The organism is Mesorhizobium sp. WSM4809 (assembly GCF_055811655.1).
In genome coordinates, this window is the sequence record NZ_JBVVQW010000005.1 from 217,815 (window position 1) to 233,502 (window position 15,688).

Annotated in this window: 21 protein-coding genes; 9 read left to right on the forward strand and 12 right to left on the reverse strand. The window is 62.9% G+C overall.

All coding sequences use genetic code 11. From position 1 onward, the window contains the following. Positions 1-9: 9 nt before the first annotated feature. The 3 genes from AC0L24_RS14975 to AC0L24_RS14985 all read right to left on the reverse strand — a co-directional run bounded on the left by AC0L24_RS14975 (position 10) and on the right by AC0L24_RS14985 (position 2,578). Positions 10-1,449, reverse strand: coding sequence for a GMC oxidoreductase (locus AC0L24_RS14975; protein WP_473563911.1), 1,440 nt, complete (start codon positions 1,447-1,449; stop codon positions 10-12). Beyond that, a complete protein-coding gene (locus tag AC0L24_RS14980; RefSeq protein WP_081738956.1) occupies positions 1,446-1,622 on the reverse strand; it encodes a hypothetical protein in 177 nt (58 codons plus the stop codon). The genes AC0L24_RS14975 and AC0L24_RS14980 overlap by 4 nt, the downstream gene beginning before the upstream one ends. 194 nt (positions 1,623-1,816) lie before the next feature. Beyond that, positions 1,817-2,578, reverse strand: a complete 762-nt coding sequence (locus AC0L24_RS14985; RefSeq protein ID WP_127808368.1) for a GGDEF domain-containing protein — start codon at positions 2,576-2,578, stop codon at positions 1,817-1,819. Positions 2,579-2,738: 160 nt separating this feature from the next. Between AC0L24_RS14985 and AC0L24_RS14990 the strand changes: the two genes are divergently transcribed. Next, positions 2,739-3,455, forward strand: coding sequence for a pyrimidine 5'-nucleotidase (locus tag AC0L24_RS14990; RefSeq protein ID WP_127808367.1), 717 nt, complete (start codon positions 2,739-2,741; stop codon positions 3,453-3,455). An 81-nt stretch (positions 3,456-3,536) separates the two neighbouring features. Here the strand turns inward: AC0L24_RS14990 and AC0L24_RS14995 are convergent, their stop codons facing one another. After that, complete coding sequence (locus AC0L24_RS14995; RefSeq protein ID WP_023810769.1) at positions 3,537-4,382, reverse strand: LOG family protein; 846 nt, start codon at positions 4,380-4,382, stop codon at positions 3,537-3,539. Between the two features lie 227 nt (positions 4,383-4,609). Between AC0L24_RS14995 and dapD the strand changes: the two genes are divergently transcribed. From dapD to AC0L24_RS15015, 4 genes are all read left to right on the forward strand, one after another. Further along, on the forward strand, positions 4,610-5,464 hold the full coding sequence (gene dapD / locus AC0L24_RS15000) for a 2,3,4,5-tetrahydropyridine-2,6-dicarboxylate N-succinyltransferase (RefSeq protein ID WP_127269742.1): 855 nt from the start codon (positions 4,610-4,612) through the stop codon (positions 5,462-5,464). A gap of 72 nt (positions 5,465-5,536) precedes the next feature. Then, positions 5,537-5,899: a DUF805 domain-containing protein gene (locus tag AC0L24_RS15005; RefSeq protein ID WP_127318322.1), complete on the forward strand. Its 363-nt coding sequence runs from the start codon at positions 5,537-5,539 to the stop codon at positions 5,897-5,899. Further along, the gene (locus AC0L24_RS15010) at positions 5,892-6,269 is read left to right on the forward strand and encodes a DUF805 domain-containing protein (RefSeq protein WP_023810766.1); all 378 of its coding nucleotides are present in this window, start codon (positions 5,892-5,894) and stop codon (positions 6,267-6,269) included. Before AC0L24_RS15005 ends, AC0L24_RS15010 begins: the two co-directional genes overlap by 8 nt. A 13-nt stretch (positions 6,270-6,282) precedes the next feature. After that, positions 6,283-7,056 (forward strand): hypothetical protein, encoded by a 774-nt coding sequence (locus tag AC0L24_RS15015; RefSeq protein ID WP_127318320.1) that lies wholly within the window; start codon positions 6,283-6,285, stop codon positions 7,054-7,056. On the opposite strand, the gene AC0L24_RS15020 is transcribed toward AC0L24_RS15015, so the two are convergent. Beyond that, complete coding sequence (locus AC0L24_RS15020; RefSeq protein WP_473563912.1) at positions 6,959-7,999, reverse strand: 2-dehydropantoate 2-reductase; 1,041 nt, start codon at positions 7,997-7,999, stop codon at positions 6,959-6,961. The two genes, AC0L24_RS15015 and AC0L24_RS15020, sit on opposite strands and share 98 nt — an antisense overlap. Before the next feature lie 127 nt (positions 8,000-8,126). Between AC0L24_RS15020 and dapE the strand changes: the two genes are divergently transcribed. After that, entirely contained in the window at positions 8,127-9,320 is a 1,194-nt protein-coding gene (dapE, locus tag AC0L24_RS15025) for a succinyl-diaminopimelate desuccinylase (RefSeq protein WP_127273255.1), read from the forward strand. Between the two features lie 5 nt (positions 9,321-9,325). Next, a complete protein-coding gene (locus tag AC0L24_RS15030) occupies positions 9,326-9,961 on the forward strand; it encodes a transporter (protein ID WP_473563913.1) in 636 nt (211 codons plus the stop codon). On the opposite strand, the gene truA is transcribed toward AC0L24_RS15030, so the two are convergent. From truA to AC0L24_RS15055, 5 genes are read right to left on the reverse strand one after another with little or no spacing between them, the layout of a single operon-like run. Then, the gene (gene truA / locus AC0L24_RS15035; protein ID WP_127318314.1) at positions 9,928-10,698 is read right to left on the reverse strand and encodes a tRNA pseudouridine(38-40) synthase TruA; all 771 of its coding nucleotides are present in this window, start codon (positions 10,696-10,698) and stop codon (positions 9,928-9,930) included. The genes AC0L24_RS15030 and truA overlap by 34 nt on opposite strands. 23 nt (positions 10,699-10,721) lie before the next feature. Beyond that, positions 10,722-11,228 carry a GNAT family N-acetyltransferase gene (locus AC0L24_RS15040; protein ID WP_127398815.1) on the reverse strand — a complete coding sequence of 169 codons (507 nt, stop codon included), beginning with the start codon at positions 11,226-11,228 and terminating at the stop codon, positions 10,722-10,724. Beyond that, entirely contained in the window at positions 11,225-12,178 is a 954-nt protein-coding gene (gene fmt / locus AC0L24_RS15045; protein WP_292632362.1) for a methionyl-tRNA formyltransferase, read from the reverse strand. The genes AC0L24_RS15040 and fmt overlap by 4 nt, the downstream gene beginning before the upstream one ends. 44 nt (positions 12,179-12,222) lie before the next feature. After that, positions 12,223-12,648, reverse strand: coding sequence for a type II toxin-antitoxin system VapC family toxin (locus AC0L24_RS15050; protein ID WP_127383449.1), 426 nt, complete (start codon positions 12,646-12,648; stop codon positions 12,223-12,225). Continuing rightward, entirely contained in the window at positions 12,645-12,932 is a 288-nt protein-coding gene (locus tag AC0L24_RS15055) for a plasmid stabilization protein (protein WP_127328141.1), read from the reverse strand. The genes AC0L24_RS15050 and AC0L24_RS15055 overlap by 4 nt, the downstream gene beginning before the upstream one ends. 152 nt (positions 12,933-13,084) lie before the next feature. Here AC0L24_RS15055 and AC0L24_RS15060 point away from each other — a divergent pair, with 152 nt between their 5' ends. Beyond that, entirely contained in the window at positions 13,085-13,351 is a 267-nt protein-coding gene (locus AC0L24_RS15060) for a hypothetical protein (protein ID WP_473563914.1), read from the forward strand. 3 nt (positions 13,352-13,354) lie between these two features. On the opposite strand, the gene def is transcribed toward AC0L24_RS15060, so the two are convergent. Then, on the reverse strand, positions 13,355-13,885 hold the full coding sequence (gene def, locus AC0L24_RS15065; RefSeq protein WP_292141391.1) for a peptide deformylase: 531 nt from the start codon (positions 13,883-13,885) through the stop codon (positions 13,355-13,357). A 103-nt stretch (positions 13,886-13,988) separates the two neighbouring features. Between def and AC0L24_RS15070 the strand changes: the two genes are divergently transcribed. Next, on the forward strand, positions 13,989-15,260 hold the full coding sequence (locus tag AC0L24_RS15070) for a DNA recombination protein RmuC (RefSeq protein ID WP_292632367.1): 1,272 nt from the start codon (positions 13,989-13,991) through the stop codon (positions 15,258-15,260). A 20-nt stretch (positions 15,261-15,280) separates the two neighbouring features. Here the strand turns inward: AC0L24_RS15070 and AC0L24_RS15075 are convergent, their stop codons facing one another. Further along, positions 15,281-15,685, reverse strand: coding sequence for a GFA family protein (locus AC0L24_RS15075; RefSeq protein ID WP_013528467.1), 405 nt, complete (start codon positions 15,683-15,685; stop codon positions 15,281-15,283). Between the last annotated feature and the right edge of the window lie 3 nt (positions 15,686-15,688).

Below are 15,688 nucleotides of genomic sequence, written 5' to 3' on the forward strand. Positions count from 1 at the left end.
GCAGAACCGTCAGGCGGTGACCACCTTGCTCAGATGGTCGCCCAGCCGGCAGGCCAGCGCGGTGATCGTCGTCGTCGGGTTGCATTGGCCCGACGTGCAGAACACCGAGGAGCCGCCGACATAGAGATTGTCCATGCCGTGCACCTTGCAGTTGGCGTCGACCACGCTCTTGCTGACGTCGGTGCCCATGCGCGTGCCGCCCATGTGATGATGGCCCGCCGTCTCGTCGTTGGTCGGATAATCCTGACCATTGCTGATCCAGTCGGCAATACGCACGCGGCCGAGATTCTTCTCGATCAGCGTCTTGCCGAACAGTCTGAGCCCTTCGAGCAGGGTGCGGCGCTCCATTTCCGATTTCTTCCAGTGCAATTCGATGCGTGGCACGCCGGCATGGTCGACATCGGTCTTCGACAACTCGATCTGGTTGGAGGCCAGCGGCGCCTGTTCCCAGGCGACGTAGAGCTGGGCGGCGCAGCGCAGTCTCTGACTGAGCTTGGAGGACATCCACTCGGCCATGTCGGGTGCCGTGCAGGCGAGGTCGGCGATAAGGCTCTTGACGCCGGGATACGGCGTCTCGATCAGCCGGACGCCGAAATTCATGATCTGCAGCCGCTCCATGGCGGCAAGGGTCGGCGAGAAGAAGGCCTCATTGACGGCGTCGACCTCGAACGCGTTGTAGTCGGCCAGGATCGCGTTGCCGCCCTCGAAGGTCGGATGCTCCATCCAGTAGCGGCCAAGCGCCGTCGCATTCGGCACGACGCCGCCGTTCGAACGCTGGTTCGACCACAGAAGCAGCCGCGAATTCTCCAGCCCGCCGGTGCAGACGATGAAATAGTCGGCACTGAAGGAGCCGGCATCCTGCCCGTTCGACCACAGTCTGGCGCCCGTCACACGTTTGCCGTCGCCGGAAAGTTCGGTGGCACAAGTGTTGAGCACCACCGCGATGTTCTTGGCCTTGTCGAGTTCATCGCCGAACTTCTCGGCGAAGCGCACGGCCGGGCTCTTGATCAGCTGCACCCAGCGAATGTCGTCCGAGATCGGCATATCGGGCCGGAGGGCCGGAAGGTCGAGAATGTCGCGCACTTCCGGCAGATAGGGTTCGATGTCGGTGCGGCGGATCGGCCAGCCCGTATCGGGTACCCAGGCCTTCGGCTCGAAATCCTGCTTGTCGAGCACGCGGCACCAGCCGGCCCAGTGGTTGGAACTGCCGCCCATCAACCGCAGCCGGGTTATGTCGAGATCGAAATAAAAATCCCCGACCGTGCTGCCACGGTAAAAGTCCTGCGACTCGTCGCTGAATTCGCGCGGACCGGCCTCCATCACCACCACCGGAATGCCGGCCGCACCAAGCTTGCGCGCAATGGTCATACCGGCCGGGCCGGAGCCGAGAATGCAGACTTTTGGAGTGAAGTTCGCGGCGCGATACGCCTCGTAGCTGTCGAAGATCATGCCAGGTCGCTCCGTTTGAGGATCCAGCCATTGACCTCGACGATCTCGTTCGGGTCGGGCTTTGGACCGGCGGCATCGGCATCAGGCAGCTTGCGGAACAAAGACAGGGCAGGCAATGCGATCAACGCCTGCACGAGCGCGCGGCGTGACATTCTCTTGATGATGAAACTCATGGCTGGTCTCTCGGCTGGGCTTCGGCACTGCATGGCGTTCCCAGAACGGCAATTCCCGGAACGACACATGCATCACCGTGGAAGCCAGTATCGTGCCAAGTCTGGCCGCAAAGCAGTGAAAACCCGGCTAAGCGGTACAACCGAGTGCAAACAGGGTTAGAATTTTCTTAACAGGCCGGTTGCGGCAGATCGGATCACGCCGCCTCGGAAATGCCGGTGTCGATGATCGTCAGGTTACGGCCCTGGTGCTTTGCCTGGTAGAGGCGCCGGTCGGCGGCGCGCATCAGCTCCGACACACTGGCTTCCTCGCCGCAGACAGTACCGCCGATGCTGACCGTGAGCGGAATGGTCCGCTCGTCGACGGGCCGGAAGCGGATCAGCTCCACTTCGCGGCGAATGCGCTCGGCGACGCGCTTGGCCTCCTGCTCGGTGGCGCCGGTCAGGAAGGCGCCGAACTCCTCGCCGCCGATGCGGCCGAGCACATCGCCGCTGCGCACGCCGCGCTGGATCGCGCTGGCGATCAAAAGCAGCGCGTCATCACCTGTCAGGTGGCCAAAATTGTCGTTGATGGTCTTGAAGTGGTCGGCATCGATGATCAGCAGCGCGCCGCGATCGGACTTGCGGCGCGAACCGTCGAGCGCGGCAAAGAAACTTTCCCGGTTGAGCATGCCGGTCATGTCGTCGCGGCTCGCCTTTTCCGCCAGGCGGCGATGCGCGGCGGCGAGCTGGGCATGGGCTCGGGCGAGATCGCGATGCGCGTTTTTCAGCCTGTCGCTTTGCCAGAAAGTGCTTGCGCTGGCAGCCCACGCCAGCACCAGCGGACAGAGGGTGGAGGTCAGCCAGATCGTGCGGTTGACCGGAAATCCCATGGCCGGAACGATGATCAGGGTCAGCAGGAGAGAGGCCGCGACTGAGGCGAAAGCAACGGCGGCGGATCTCAGAATTATGCTGTTCATCGCTTGCTCCCACAAGACTGCCTCTCTGCCAGCAAGCCCTAAAGGCCACCTTTCCCAGATGCCTAAAATTTGAATCGTGAGGCGATTTACGCAACCTCAACGAGCAGAAGTTGTGGATAAAGTCGCTTCCGGAATGCGCGTTTCATGCCATAAGGAGCCCATGACCACGCTCCCTGACCCCGCCCGCTTCGCCCATGTCACCGACTGGGTTTTCGATCTCGACAACACGCTCTATCCGCATCATTCGAATCTGTTCTCGCAGATCGACGTCAAGATGACCGCCTATGTCGGCGAGCTGCTGGCATTGCCGCGCGACGATGCGCGCAAGTTGCAGAAGGAACTCTACCGCGAATATGGCACGACGCTGAACGGCCTGATGACACGTCATGGCATCGACCCCGATGATTTCCTCGAGAAGGTCCACGACATCGACTATTCATGGCTGGTGCCAGACCCCGTTCTCGGCACCGCCATCCGCCAGCTTCCGGGCCGCAAGTTCATCTTCACCAATGGCGACCGCAGGCACGCCGAGCGCACCGCGCGCCAACTCGGCATCCTCGACCATTTCGACGACATCTTCGACATCGTCGCCGCCGGGCTCAATCCCAAGCCGGCGCGCCAGACCTACGAGAAGTTCGCCGAACTCCACGCCGTCACCGGCCACAATGCGGTGATGTTCGAAGACCTTGCCCGTAACCTGTCGGTGCCGAAGTCGCTCGGCATGACCACGGTGCTTATCGTGCCGCGCAATTTCGAGCCGACCTTTTCCGAGATCTGGGAGCGCGACCCGGCCAATGAGGATGATGTCGATTTCGTCACCGACGATCTGGCGGGGTTTCTGACGGCGATTGTGGAGGGGGAGGAAGAGGGGAATTGAAGAATTGAAGAATTGAAGAATGAAGGACGGTCTCTACGGATCAATTCCCCCAGTTCCCCAGTTCTTCAATTCCCCACTCCCCTACTCCCCTAACTTGTAGAACCGGCTGATGATCCCCCAGGCTTCGTCGGCGGTGTCGACGAAGTCGATGATGTCCTGATCGCCGGGGCTGATCGTGCCCTGCTCGGCGAGAAAATCGAGATTGATCGCCCGCTTCCAGAAGGATTTGCCGAACAGGATCACCGGCACGCGCTCCATGCGCCCTGTCTGGATCAGGGTCAGCGTCTCGAAGAATTCATCCATCGTGCCGAAGCCGCCCGGAAACACCGCGACCGCCTTGGCGCGCATGACGAAATGCATCTTGCGGATAGCAAAATAATGGAAGTTGAAGCAGAGCTCCGGCGTCACATAGATGTTCGGCGCCTGCTCGTGCGGCAGGACGATGTTGAGGCCGATCGACGGCGCGCCGACATCGTCGGCGCCGCGGTTTCCCGCTTCCATCACGCCGGGCCCGCCACCGGTCACCACGACATATTCGCGGTAATAGGAGGTAGCCGACTGCTGCGAGCAGAGGCGGGCGAATTTGCGCGCTTCCTCGTAGTATTTGCTGTTCTCCTCGAGGTTCTTCTTCTGCGTCTCGTTCTTGGCCGCCCAGGCCTCGCCGCCGGGTTCCGGCAGGCGCGCGCCGCCGAACAGGATCACCGTCGAACGGATGCCGCGTTCGGCCAGGATCATTTCCGGTTTCAGCAATTCAAGCTGCAGCCGGACCGCGCGCAACTCGCGCCGCGTCATGAAGTCGGGATCGTTCCAGGCGAGCCGGTAGGTTTCGGCACGCGTCTGCGGCGTATCCGGCACACTCTTCGACCGCTCCAGATCCTCGTCCGAATGCGGCAGTGGCGTCCAGCCCGCCTTTTCCATAGGTGTCATATGCTCTACCCGTCCAAATTCTTCACTTGCGCCGCCCCATGACGCAGCCGCGATTGACCCTCACCAAGGCTTCACATAAGCAGGTTCCGCAAAAGTGTCCCGCGGTTTTGTGACAAGAACCTGCTACATGCGAAGATCCAGGCAGGCAAAGCCTGCCAAGGGGTCCGCGCGACTTTCAAAACAGGTTAAGGCGTTGCCCCTTAACAGCTTGGTAATGGAGCGAATTCATGTCGAAGCCCGATCTGGCGAGCCTCGAAAAGACCATCGAGAAGGCCTTCGAGGAACGCGACGCGATTTCGACGGCAACGCGCGGCGAAACGCGCGACGCCATCCAGTCGGCGCTCGATCTGCTCGACCGCGGCGCCGTCCGCGTCGCCGAGCGGCAGGCCGACGGCAAGTGGCATGTCAACCAGTGGCTGAAGAAGGCCGTGCTGTTGTCGTTCCGGCTCAACCCGATGGAGATCATCAAGGGGGGACCCGGCGAGGCGGTGTGGTGGGACAAGGTGCCGTCGAAGTTCGACGGCTGGAGTGCCGTCGATTTCGAAAAGGCGGGCTTCCGAGCCGTGCCGTCGTCGGTCGTGCGCCGTTCGGCCTATGTCGCACCGGGCGCCGTGCTGATGCCGTCCTTCGTCAATGTCGGCGCGTATGTCGACAGCGGCACCATGGTCGACACCTGGGCCTCGGTCGGCTCCTGCGCCCAGATCGGTAAGAACGTGCATCTGTCCGGCGGCGTCGGCATCGGCGGCGTGCTGGAGCCGATGCAGGCCGGCCCGACCATCATCGAGGACAATTGTTTTATCGGCGCGCGTTCGGAGGTGGTCGAGGGCTGCATCGTGCGCGAAGGCTCGGTGCTCGGCATGGGCGTCTTCATCGGCCAGTCGACCAAGATCGTCGACCGCGCCACCGGCGAGATCTTCTATGGCGAAGTGCCGCCGAATTCCGTCGTCGTCGCCGGAACGATGCCGGGCAAGCCCTTTCCGAACGGCGAGCCGGGTCCCAACCTCTACTGCGCCGTCATCGTCAAGCGTGTCGACGCCAAGACCCGCTCCAAAACCTCGATCAACGAATTGCTGCGCGATTGATCTTTGCGCAAAGCGAGCGCACCTTCCGCCGGCGCGACAATCGGTCGCGCTGGTTCAAGATGGAGGGGTGACATGGACTGGAAGTATCTGCTCACAAGTTTTGATGGTCGCATCAACCGTGGCAAGTTCTGGGCCGCGATTGGCGTTTTCATCGTCATTGGTATCGTTGCCTTCATTCTCGATGCGATCCTCGGTACACGTCTCACCACCGCCAGTGGCGCCCAGATCGGCATCATCGGCATTCTCATCGCTCTGGCCTCGATCTATTTCGCGCTCGCAGTCTACGCCAAGCGCTGGCATGATCGCGGCAAGTCGGGCTGGTGGAGCCTGATCATGCTGGTGCCGCTCATCGGCCCGATCTGGTTTCTGGTGGAGTGCGGCATTCTCGAAGGCGCCAGAGGCGCCAATCAATATGGACCGGACCCGCTTGCCTGACAGATCAGATCTCACCTGGCTTTTCTTCAAAACCTCGGGCCGCGTCAGTCGCGCGGCCTATTTTCTTGGCGGGTTGCTCGTCGCCATCATCCAGGCCTTCCCGCTCTACCGCTTCACGCTGGTGCCGGAAGGTTCGGCCGAGAGCAACATGTGGTCGTTCATCTTCTTCGTCGCCTTCATCGCCTCGCTGTGGTCGAACATCGCGCTGGCGGTGAAGCGGCTGCACGATTTGGACAAGCCGGGCATTGCCGCGCTGATCCTGTTCGTGCCGGTGGTCTCGATCGTCGCCTTCCTTGTGTTGTGCCTGTTTCCAGGGCAGCCTGGACCCAACCGCTACGGCCGGCGCACCAACGAGCCGGAACAATCCTGAGGGCCGATCGGACATGCGCTACCGCACGCTTGATCCGAAACTGATCGTCGAAACCGCCGAGCGGCTGGAAGAGCGGATCGCCGACCGTTTCCCTGAAGCGGGATTGCGTGGCGTCGCCGCCGAACTGGTCTCGCTGTCGCGCGATCTGGCCAAGGCGGCCAAGGTGCTCGAAGCACCGATCTGGTGGCTGCGCGGGCTCATCGTCGCCGCCTTCGTCACGGGTGTGCTGGTGTTCCTGTTCGTCGGTACCATCTTGCCGATCGACCGCATTTCGGGAACCCACGATGCCCTGCAGTCGGTGCAAGGCATAGAGGCTTCGATCAACACCGTCATACTCGCAGTGTTGGGCTTGCTTGCTCTGATCCGCACCGAGGAGCGCATCAAGCGCAAAAGGGTGTTTCGCCAGCTGCACGGCCTGCGTTCGCTGATCCATGTCATCGACATGCACCAGCTGACCAAGGATCCGGCAGCCCTTTCGGCCGATTTCAAGCCGACGGCGCACTCGCCGGCCCGCATCACCAATGCCGCCGACCTGGCGCGTTACCTCGACTATTGCTCCGAAATGCTGTCGATCACGGGCAAGATCGCCGCATTGTTCGCACAGTCGGTCAATGACGACGTGGTCATCGACGGCGTCAACGACATCGAGAACCTGGCATCCAACCTGTCGCGGAAAATCTGGCAGAAGATCACGTTGATCGACGGCCGGCCGGTGCAACAACCTGCTCCGGCGCCAGGCCCGGCGAGCCAAGCCGCTCCGCTTCCGCCGCGCGCACCAAAGCGGTGACCCGCTGAACCGTCGGCACGGGCGTGCCGGCCTTCCCCGCCAGCTGCAAGATGGCGCCTTGCAGGTCGTCGATCTCTGTCGGCCGGCCGCGCTGAAGATCGTCCCACATCGACGAGCGCGCCTGCAGGTCGATCGCCAGCAAGCGCCGCGCCAGCAGCTTGAACAGCCAGTCCGGCAGCCTGAGCACCTTGGGCAGCAACGCCGGCGGCAGGCCGGCGATCCGCGCCGGCTCGATGCCGGACGCTCTCATCGCTCTCAGGGCCTCGTCGATCTGGCTGGCCAGGATCAGCCGCCAGCGCCGATCGGCCAGTTCGGTCGCCAGCGGCAGGCCGGAAAGCGCCACCAGCGCGTTGTTCAAATTCATCAGCAGCTTGCCCCACAGCACGGCTTTCATGTCGCCATGGGCTTCGACCGCAAACCCTTCGACGCCAAGCAGGCCGACCAGGCCGGCGTCGCCATCCTCGACCATTACCGTGCCGTCGCTGGCGCGGTGAACGCGCAGCGGCAGTTCGCCGTCCGGCGACTGCACCACATTGAACGGCACCATGCCGGCCAGCACCGTACGTCCGGCAAGTTCAGCGCGCAGCCTGTCGGCATTGTCGACGCCGTTCTGCAGGCTGATCACCACGGCGTCGGGCCGGGCATGGGCTTTGATAAGATCCGCCATATCCTGGGTGGCGCCGCTCTTGACCGTGACCAGGATCACGTCCGCCAGCGGCAAAGCGGCGGCCGGATCGACGGTGACGACAAGCGCCTCGGGCTTGATCGAGCGATCGCGGCCCTGGAGGTCGCTGACCCGCAATCCACCCTGCCGTAGCGCTGCCTCGATGCGCGGCCGAGCCAGCAGAATGACCTCTCGGTTGGCCAGCGCCAGGCAGCCGCCGGCATAGCAGCCGATGCTGCCGGCACCGGCAATGACGATCCGTTTGTCCTTGTCTGCCATCCTGTCGCCCGCGCCGGGTCGGAGCTATACGACATGAAAACCATAATATTGGCGGTATCGCCAGCCATGAGGCTGGCCCCTATGTCTGGCCGTGACAGGCCCTGCGCTTTCGACTATCGCTTTTGCCATGACGCTGCCGACCGATCCCGCCGAAAACCTCGCCGCCCTTATCCGTTGCGCTTCGGTGACGCCCGCTGAGGGCGGTGCGCTGACCGCGCTGGAGACGATGCTCAAACCGCTCGGCTTCCTGGTCGATCGGCCGGTGTTTTCCGAAGACGGCACGCCCGATATCGAAAACCTCTATGCAAGGCGCTCCGGCAATGGCCCGCATCTGATGTTCGCCGGACACACCGACGTGGTGCCTGTCGGCGACGAAGCCGCCTGGACGCATCCGCCTTTCGCCGCCGAGATCGCCAATGGCGAGATGTATGGCCGCGGCGCCGTCGACATGAAAGGCGGCATTGCCTGTTTCATCGCCGCCGTGGCACGCCATGTCGAGGCCAATGGCGGTCCGAAAGGGTCGGTTTCGCTGCTGATCACCGGCGACGAGGAAGGCCCGGCCATCAACGGCACGGTGAAGCTGCTCGAATGGGCGGCTTCGCGGGGCGAGAAATGGGATGCCTCTGTCGTCGGCGAGCCGACCAATCCGGACGCTCTCGGCGACATGATCAAGATCGGCCGCCGCGGCTCGATGTCCGGCGCGGTCACCGTCAATGGCCGCCAGGGCCATGTCGCCTATCCCCTGCTTGCCGACAATCCGGTGCGCGGGCTGATGAGCCTGGTCGACGCCTTGCTGCATCCGGTTTTCGACAAGGGGACCAGGGATTTCCAGCCGACCAATCTGGAGATCACCTCCATCGATGTCGGCAACCCTGCCACCAATGTCATTGCGGCCAAAGCGACCGCGACCTTCAACATCCGCTTCAACGACACCTGGACGGACGAGACCCTGCAGGCCGAGATCCACAACCGGCTCGACCAGGCGGCCAGGCGCAGGAAGTACCGGCAGGGCAAGAAGACGCCGGTCGACTACGAGCTCGTCTGGCGCGACCGGCCGAGCCATGTCTTCCTGACCCGCGACGACAGGCTTATCGAAACGCTGCGCGGCTCGATCAAGTCGGCGGTCGGCAAGGAGCCGACGCTGTCCACCTCCGGTGGAACGTCCGACGCGCGTTTCATCAAGGACTATTGTCCGGTGGTCGAGTTCGGGCTGGTCGGCAAGACAATGCATATGGTCGACGAGCGCGTCGCCATTGCCGATTTGGAAACGCTGACGCAAATCTACCAGCGCTTCATAGAAGACTGGTTCGGACAGGGCTGAACAGCATGCTTTCGGCGGACGAAACCCAAGCTTCGCTGACGGGCGCCTGGCGATTGATGCTCGGCAAGGCCGACGGCCTGCGCCTGCTCGACCTGTCGGCCGACGGCTTCTGGAATTCCTTCTTCGCCATTGTCGTTGCAGCACCGGCGCTGATCGTCGGCTGGGTCGGCATCGCCAACGAAATCGGCGATCCCGACGCCTTCGCGGGCCGCTTCAGCATGCTGGTCCGCCTGGCGACGGTCGACATCGGCTCCTGGGTGCTGCCGCTGGTTGCGCTCGCCCTGATCGCGCCGCGCGCCGGCATCGGCGGCCGCTTCGTCCACTACGTCGTCGCCAGCAACTGGGCTTCGGCCATCACCGCATGGCTGATGCTGCCCTCGGCGCTGATCCGGCTTTTCCTGTCGTCCGCAAGCCAGGCTGCGAGCCTTGTGTCGCTGTTCCTGTTTGCCCTGTCGATGGTGCTGATCTGGCGCATGACCAACGCCACGATCGGCAGGGACGCATCGGTCGGCACCGCCGTTTTCGTCGGCATGTTCATCGCCTCGCTGCTGGTGCTGTTCGGCCTGCAGGCGCTGCTCGGCATCACCGTGCCGGAGGATGTCGGAGTTCAGAGCCTGTCCGGGCTCGTCTCGACTGGATAATCGACACCGGTGAGAAACAGCCCGTCGGGCGGCGCCACCTGGCCACAGGCGGCGCGGTCGTGCGCCTCGAGCGCCGTTTTCAGGTCGGCCGCGGTCCAGCCGCCGTCGCCGACGCGCTTGAGCGAGCCGACCATCGAACGTACCTGATTGTGCAGGAATGAGCGCGCCGAAGCCCTGACCTCGATCATGTCGCCCTGTCGGCTCACATCGAGCCGTTCCAGCGTCCTGATCGGGCTGTTGGCCTGGCACTGGGTCGAGCGGAAGGTGGTGAAATCATGCCGTCCGAGCAGGACTTTCGCCGCTTCGTGCATGGCGCCGGCGTCGAGCCGCTTCGGCACCCACCATACCTTGCCCTTGTCGAGCGCGGCCGGGGCACGGCGGTTCAGGATGCGGTAGAGATAGTGGCGGCCGATGGCCGAGAAGCGGGCGTCGAAGCTGTCGGAGACGACTGTCGCTTTCAGGATGGCGATGCGCGCCCCGCCCGCCTGCAGATGGGCGTTGACGGCATCGCGCACCTTGTCGCCCGGCCACGCCTTGGCGAGGTCGGCATGCGCCACCTGCGCGGTCGCATGGACGCCGGCATCGGTGCGGCCGGCGGCGCGCAGCCGGATCGCTTCGCCGCAGAATTTTTCGATCGCCCGCTCGATCGCCTGTTGCACCGAAGGCTGATCCGCCTGGTGCTGCCAGCCGGCAAACAGACTGCCATCATATTCGATGTCGAGGCGAAAACGCGGCATGCCGGGCGGCTATACGCTCTCGCCTAGGCGGCGAGAGCGGTGAAGGCAGAGGCGTAGACTAGCCTGCCTGCTTCTGGTGCGTCACCCCAGGCCAGCGCCTGCAGCGCTTCGCCCTGGTACTCGCTCTCGAAGTTCTCGGCACGCGTGTGGCTATATCCGAAACGCCCGTAATAGATGGGGTCGCCGAGCACCACGGCCAGCGTTTCGCCGGCATCCCTGAGGCGGATATGCGCCTCGCGGATCAGCGCGCCGCCGATGCCGCTGCCATGGAACGAGGGCTCCACCGCCAGCGGTGCCAGCGCCACGGCCGCGAAAGTCTTGCCGCCATTCTGGACGAACAGCCGCGAAAACAGGATGTGACCGACCACCTGGCCGTCCTCTTCCGCCACCAGTTCGGCAACAGCGTCGCCGCCGGTCACCAGCGCGTCGACCAGACCGGCCTCCGCCTGCTGGCCGAAAGCGTGTTCCTCGACGAGGCGGATGGCCTCGCGATCCCGCGGCGTTGCCGCGCGTATCGACATCATGCTCATGAGAATTTCAGTCCTTTTTCGATCTTGGCCCCGCGCAGGAACTCCGACGCGGCAGCGGGCTTTCCGCCCGCGCGTTGAACTTCGACCAGCCTGATCGCGCCTGCCCCACAGGCGACCGTCAGCCGGTCATCGAGAATTCCTCCCGACTCGCCCAACTCTTCCCAAAGCGACAGGCCTTGCGACAGCGTCGAGCGAAGCAGTTTCAGCCGCTCCTGACGGCCGCCAATTCCTATCTCCGACCACGCGCCGGGAAAGGGCGACAGGCCGCGAATATGATTGTGGACCTCACTTGCTGAGCGAGTCCAGTCCACGCGAGTCTCGGATTTATCGATTTTCTTGGCGTAGGTCACCCCATCCACAGCTTGTGTGGTGAATGTCAGGGTATTCCTTTCCAGTCGCGCCAGCGCTTCCACCATCAAGGCAGCACCGACACTCATCAACCGATCATGCAGATCGCCGGCTGTCATATCGGGTTCGATGGCGCATTTTTCAACCAGCCCGACCGGGCCGGTGTCCAGCCCATCTTCCATGCGCATCACCATCATGCCGCTTTCCAGGTCGCCGGCCATGATGGCGCGCTGGATCGGCGCGGCACCGCGCCAGCGCGGCAGAAGCGACGCATGGCCGTTGATGCAGCCGAGCCGGGTCGCCTCGAGAACCGCCTTCGGCAGCAGCAAGCCATAGGCGACGACCACGGCGACATCGGCCTGCAAGGCACGGAAAGCGGCCTGCTCGGCCTCGCCCTTGAGCGAAACCGGCGCCCGGACTTCAATGCCCAGCCGCTCCGCCTCGCGCTGCACCGGCGATGGCGTCAACTCCAGCCCGCGCCGCCCTGCGGCGCGTGGCGGCTGGGTATAGACGGCCGATATCTCATGGCCAGCCTCGGCGATCGCGCGCAAAGTCGGCACCGAAAACTCCGGCGTGCCCATGAAGATGACGCGAAGGGGCATTTTTCTTCTGGTATCCTGTCTTCTTGCTCGCACCGTGTGCCGGCTCAGGCGTCCGCTTCAAACGGGTTTACGCGCTTCAGGTCAAGCTCGTCGAAGTCGCGAACGTTGCGCGTGGCAAGCGTCGCATCATGGGCGAGGCAGATCGCGGCAATCATGGCGTCGGAAAGACTGATCGGACGGCCAATTCTTTCCCGCGTCGCCCGCAGCTTGCCGGCAAGTCGGGGGATCGAACCGGAAAATTCCACGATACGGCCGGCGAACTGCTGCGAAATCAGCTGATCGAGCACGCGAATATAACGGTCTGATCCCGTCTTGTTCAAAAACCGTTCGGCCCCGAAAGACTGCTCCATGATGACTGGCCCACACATGTAGAGTGCGAGAAGATCCTGTTTGCGGAACCAGGCGGAGACATTCAAGTCGGGCGCCGGTTTGCTGGCTTCGGAAACAACATTGGTATCGAGGATGATCACTCGAAATCCTCAACTGGATGGCCGAAGTCGCGTTTTCCGTCCGCTTCGATTTGGTCCATTATCTCGGAAAATTCATCGCCTATTGCATTTTCAGCAGCGAACGCCGAACGAATGGCATCCCACGCGGAAAGTCCCGGCTCCGGTTTGGCTTCTTTCTCCGCGACCATGCCTTTACGCAAGAGATCGATCGCCTTGCCCGACAGACTTTGGCCGCCCTTGCGCGCCGCGTGTTCAATTTCGCGCTTCAAGGGTTCGGGAATATCTCTGATCAACATATCGCCCATGGATGCCTCCAAGATTTGATATCTCTGATATCACCCCCGGAGTCATTGATCAACAAGAGTTCCGCCCCTTCACCCAGCCACTCAAAACGGTCCATTAAGTCTACACCAACTGTTCAGGCGTATGCTTCGCGGATCTGTCCTGGGAGCTTCATATGCAGCGCGCTCAAAATCCCTTGGGGAAACGCAGGAAGCCAATAGCTGAACACAAATCGGTCGAAGAACGATACGAGAAAGGCGAATTGTCGAGGCGAAGAGAGAGCAATTTCGCCATTTATAACACCCTGCTAATGATGGTGTTAGCCGTGGTTGTCTCTCTGGTGCTGATCATCTCGCCAGAATCTCGCGCGCTTGCATTAGAGATCGGTGCAAAAGCGTTCGAGCTTGGCAGGGATTGGGTTTTGCGTGGCGTGCTCGAATGATCCCTATCCCGCCAGCTTGCCCGGCGCCTTGTCCCTGGCGAGCTTCTTGAATTTCTTCACAACCATGTCGCGCTTCAGCTTCGAGATGTGGTCAATAAACAGGACGCCATTGAGGTGGTCGATCTCATGCTGCAGGCAGGTCGCCATCAGGCCTTCGGCCTCCATCTCCTGCAATTTGCCGTCGCGGTCGAGATATTTGACCCGCACGGCGGCCGGGCGTTCGACCTCGGCGTAATAATCCGGGATCGACAGGCAGCCTTCCTCATAGACCGAGCGCGCGTCGGCGCTCTCCAGGATTTCCGGGTTGATGAAGACATGCGGCGCCGGCGTCTCGTCTTCCTTGGCCAGATCGATCACCAGTAAGCGCAGCGGTTCGCCGATCTGGATCGCCGCCAGCCCGATACCCGGCGCGTCATACATGGTCGCCAGCATGTCGTCGGCTAATCTGCGCAAAGGCGCGTCGACACGCTCCACGGGCTTGGAAACCTGGCGCAGGATGGGGTCGGGAAGGATGATGAGCGGCTTGATCGGCATGGCGTTCCACCTAAGACCTCCAGAGAAAAGCGTCAACCGGTAGGCTGGAGGCTCGTTCACGTTTTGATCTGTGCCGGCAGCGCGAATCGTTTATGCTGTCCACATGAATGATTTGAGCACCATCCTTTCCGAACCTGTCGCCCGGCTTGGCGCCACAACCGTCACGCTCGGCCATGCGCTGGCCTTCGGCGCTTTGCTGTTTCTGGCCCTGTTCGTGGCGCTGGTCATTGCGCTGTGGCGGTCGGCGAAGGCTCGCGCCGTCGCGGCTGCGGAAGCCGCCGATCATGCCCGCGATGCGGAAGTGCGGATGGCCGGCATTCTGCAAAGCCAGGCCGAAATGCAGGGTCGTATGGGCGCCATCGCCGAAGTGTTCGGCGCACGGCAGGCGGAGCTGACGCAATCGATCGGCCAGCGCCTCGACGCCATGACCGGCCGGCTCGGCCAGACCATGACCGAGCAGACCAAATCCACGCACGAGAGTCTGGCCAAATTGCAGGAGCGGCTGGCCATCATCGATGTCGCGCAGGGCAACATCCAGTCGCTCGCCGGCCAGGTGGTGCAGCTGCAGGCGATCCTCTCCAACAAGCAGACGCGCGGCGCCTTCGGCCAGTCGCGCATGGAGGCGATCGTCGCCGACGGCCTGCCGCACGGCGCCTATGAATTCCAGGCGACGCTGTCGAACGGCAGCCGTCCTGACTGCCTGGTGAAGATGCCGAACGGCGCACCGTCGCTGGCCATCGACGCCAAGTTTCCGCTCGAAGCCTGGAATGCCATCCGCGCCGCCGATGGCGCCGACCTGCAGAAGGCCGCCTCGCAGGCCTTCCGCCGCGACATCGAGATCCATGTCCGCGATATCTCGGAAAAATACCTGATCCAGGGCGAGACGCAGGACACCGCCTTCATGTTCGTGCCCTCGGAATCGGTGTTCGCCGAGATCCACGAGAATTTCGAGGCGATCATCCACAAGGCGCACCGTGCCCGCATCGTCATCGTCTCGCCGTCGCTGCTGATGCTGTCGATCCAGGTCATCCAGGCGATCCTCAAGGATGCCCGCATGCGCGAACAGGCGCACCTGATCCAGGGCGAGGTCATTCGGCTGATGGAGGATGTCGCGCGTGTCGATGAGCGGGTGCGCAAGCTGCAGGTCCATTTCGGCCAGTCGGCCAAGGACATCGACGACATCCTGGTTTCGACGTCGAAGGTCACCAAGCGCGGCCAGAAGATCGAAGCGCTGGAGTTCGGCGCACAGCCCGACGGCGATGCCGCCGCGGACGCAGCGTCACGGGCTCCCGCCGCGAAGGTCGATACTGGCGCGCGCGTTGCCGATTCGAAAACCGGGCAGCTCAGGCTGAGGGTCGTCGAAGGCGACGATTGAGGCGCGGTGCCGGACCGGCGCTATTGCTCCTCCAACGTGGTCATGCCCTGAAATTCAGGCAGCCAGTGCAGCGCCGAGCGGTGCCATTTCTGCTGTGTTGGAATCAAATCCTGGCGCTGCCGCGCGGTCCCCACGCGAATCCCATAGACCTTGGGGCCATCGCCGACAGACGTGGCGTAAAGATGCGAGCCGCAGTCAGCGCAAAAGGCCTGGGTGCGCTTGGCGCCGCTCGCCACGATCTTGATGTAGATTTTCGGCGTGCCCTTGGTGATGCGGTAGTTGCTTTCCGGCGCCGGAACCGTCAGGCGAAAAGCCGTGCCGGTCAGTTGCTGGCAATCCGTGCAGTGGCAGATCGTGGTCTTTTCCGGATCGACCTCGGCCTCGTAAGTGATGGCGCCACAATGACAGCCGCCGTCTATTCTCATCTT

What these genes read in the sequence shown, in the direction of transcription:
- AC0L24_RS14975 (WP_473563911.1), bottom strand. Translation starts at nt 1,449, where the DNA reads ATGATCTTCGACAGCTACGAGGCGTATCGCGCCGCGAACTTCACTCCA.
- AC0L24_RS14980 (WP_081738956.1), bottom strand. Translation starts at nt 1,622, where the DNA reads ATGAGTTTCATCATCAAGAGAATGTCACGCCGCGCGCTCGTGCAGGCG.
- AC0L24_RS14985 (WP_127808368.1), bottom strand. Translation starts at nt 2,578, where the DNA reads ATGAACAGCATAATTCTGAGATCCGCCGCCGTTGCTTTCGCCTCAGTC.
- AC0L24_RS14990 (WP_127808367.1), top strand. Translation starts at nt 2,739, where the DNA reads ATGACCACGCTCCCTGACCCCGCCCGCTTCGCCCATGTCACCGACTGG.
- AC0L24_RS14995 (WP_023810769.1), bottom strand. Translation starts at nt 4,382, where the DNA reads ATGACACCTATGGAAAAGGCGGGCTGGACGCCACTGCCGCATTCGGAC.
- dapD (WP_127269742.1), top strand. Translation starts at nt 4,610, where the DNA reads ATGTCGAAGCCCGATCTGGCGAGCCTCGAAAAGACCATCGAGAAGGCC.
- AC0L24_RS15005 (WP_127318322.1), top strand. Translation starts at nt 5,537, where the DNA reads ATGGACTGGAAGTATCTGCTCACAAGTTTTGATGGTCGCATCAACCGT.
- AC0L24_RS15015 (WP_127318320.1), top strand. Translation starts at nt 6,283, where the DNA reads ATGCGCTACCGCACGCTTGATCCGAAACTGATCGTCGAAACCGCCGAG.
- AC0L24_RS15020 (WP_473563912.1), bottom strand. Translation starts at nt 7,999, where the DNA reads ATGGCAGACAAGGACAAACGGATCGTCATTGCCGGTGCCGGCAGCATC.
- dapE (WP_127273255.1), top strand. Translation starts at nt 8,127, where the DNA reads ATGACGCTGCCGACCGATCCCGCCGAAAACCTCGCCGCCCTTATCCGT.
- AC0L24_RS15030 (WP_473563913.1), top strand. Translation starts at nt 9,326, where the DNA reads ATGCTTTCGGCGGACGAAACCCAAGCTTCGCTGACGGGCGCCTGGCGA.
- truA (WP_127318314.1), bottom strand. Translation starts at nt 10,698, where the DNA reads ATGCCGCGTTTTCGCCTCGACATCGAATATGATGGCAGTCTGTTTGCC.
- AC0L24_RS15040 (WP_127398815.1), bottom strand. Translation starts at nt 11,228, where the DNA reads ATGAGCATGATGTCGATACGCGCGGCAACGCCGCGGGATCGCGAGGCC.
- fmt (WP_292632362.1), bottom strand. Translation starts at nt 12,178, where the DNA reads ATGCCCCTTCGCGTCATCTTCATGGGCACGCCGGAGTTTTCGGTGCCG.
- AC0L24_RS15055 (WP_127328141.1), bottom strand. Translation starts at nt 12,932, where the DNA reads ATGGGCGATATGTTGATCAGAGATATTCCCGAACCCTTGAAGCGCGAA.
- AC0L24_RS15060 (WP_473563914.1), top strand. Translation starts at nt 13,085, where the DNA reads ATGCAGCGCGCTCAAAATCCCTTGGGGAAACGCAGGAAGCCAATAGCT.
- def (WP_292141391.1), bottom strand. Translation starts at nt 13,885, where the DNA reads ATGCCGATCAAGCCGCTCATCATCCTTCCCGACCCCATCCTGCGCCAG.
- AC0L24_RS15070 (WP_292632367.1), top strand. Translation starts at nt 13,989, where the DNA reads ATGAATGATTTGAGCACCATCCTTTCCGAACCTGTCGCCCGGCTTGGC.
- AC0L24_RS15075 (WP_013528467.1), bottom strand. Translation starts at nt 15,685, where the DNA reads ATGAGAATAGACGGCGGCTGTCATTGTGGCGCCATCACTTACGAGGCC.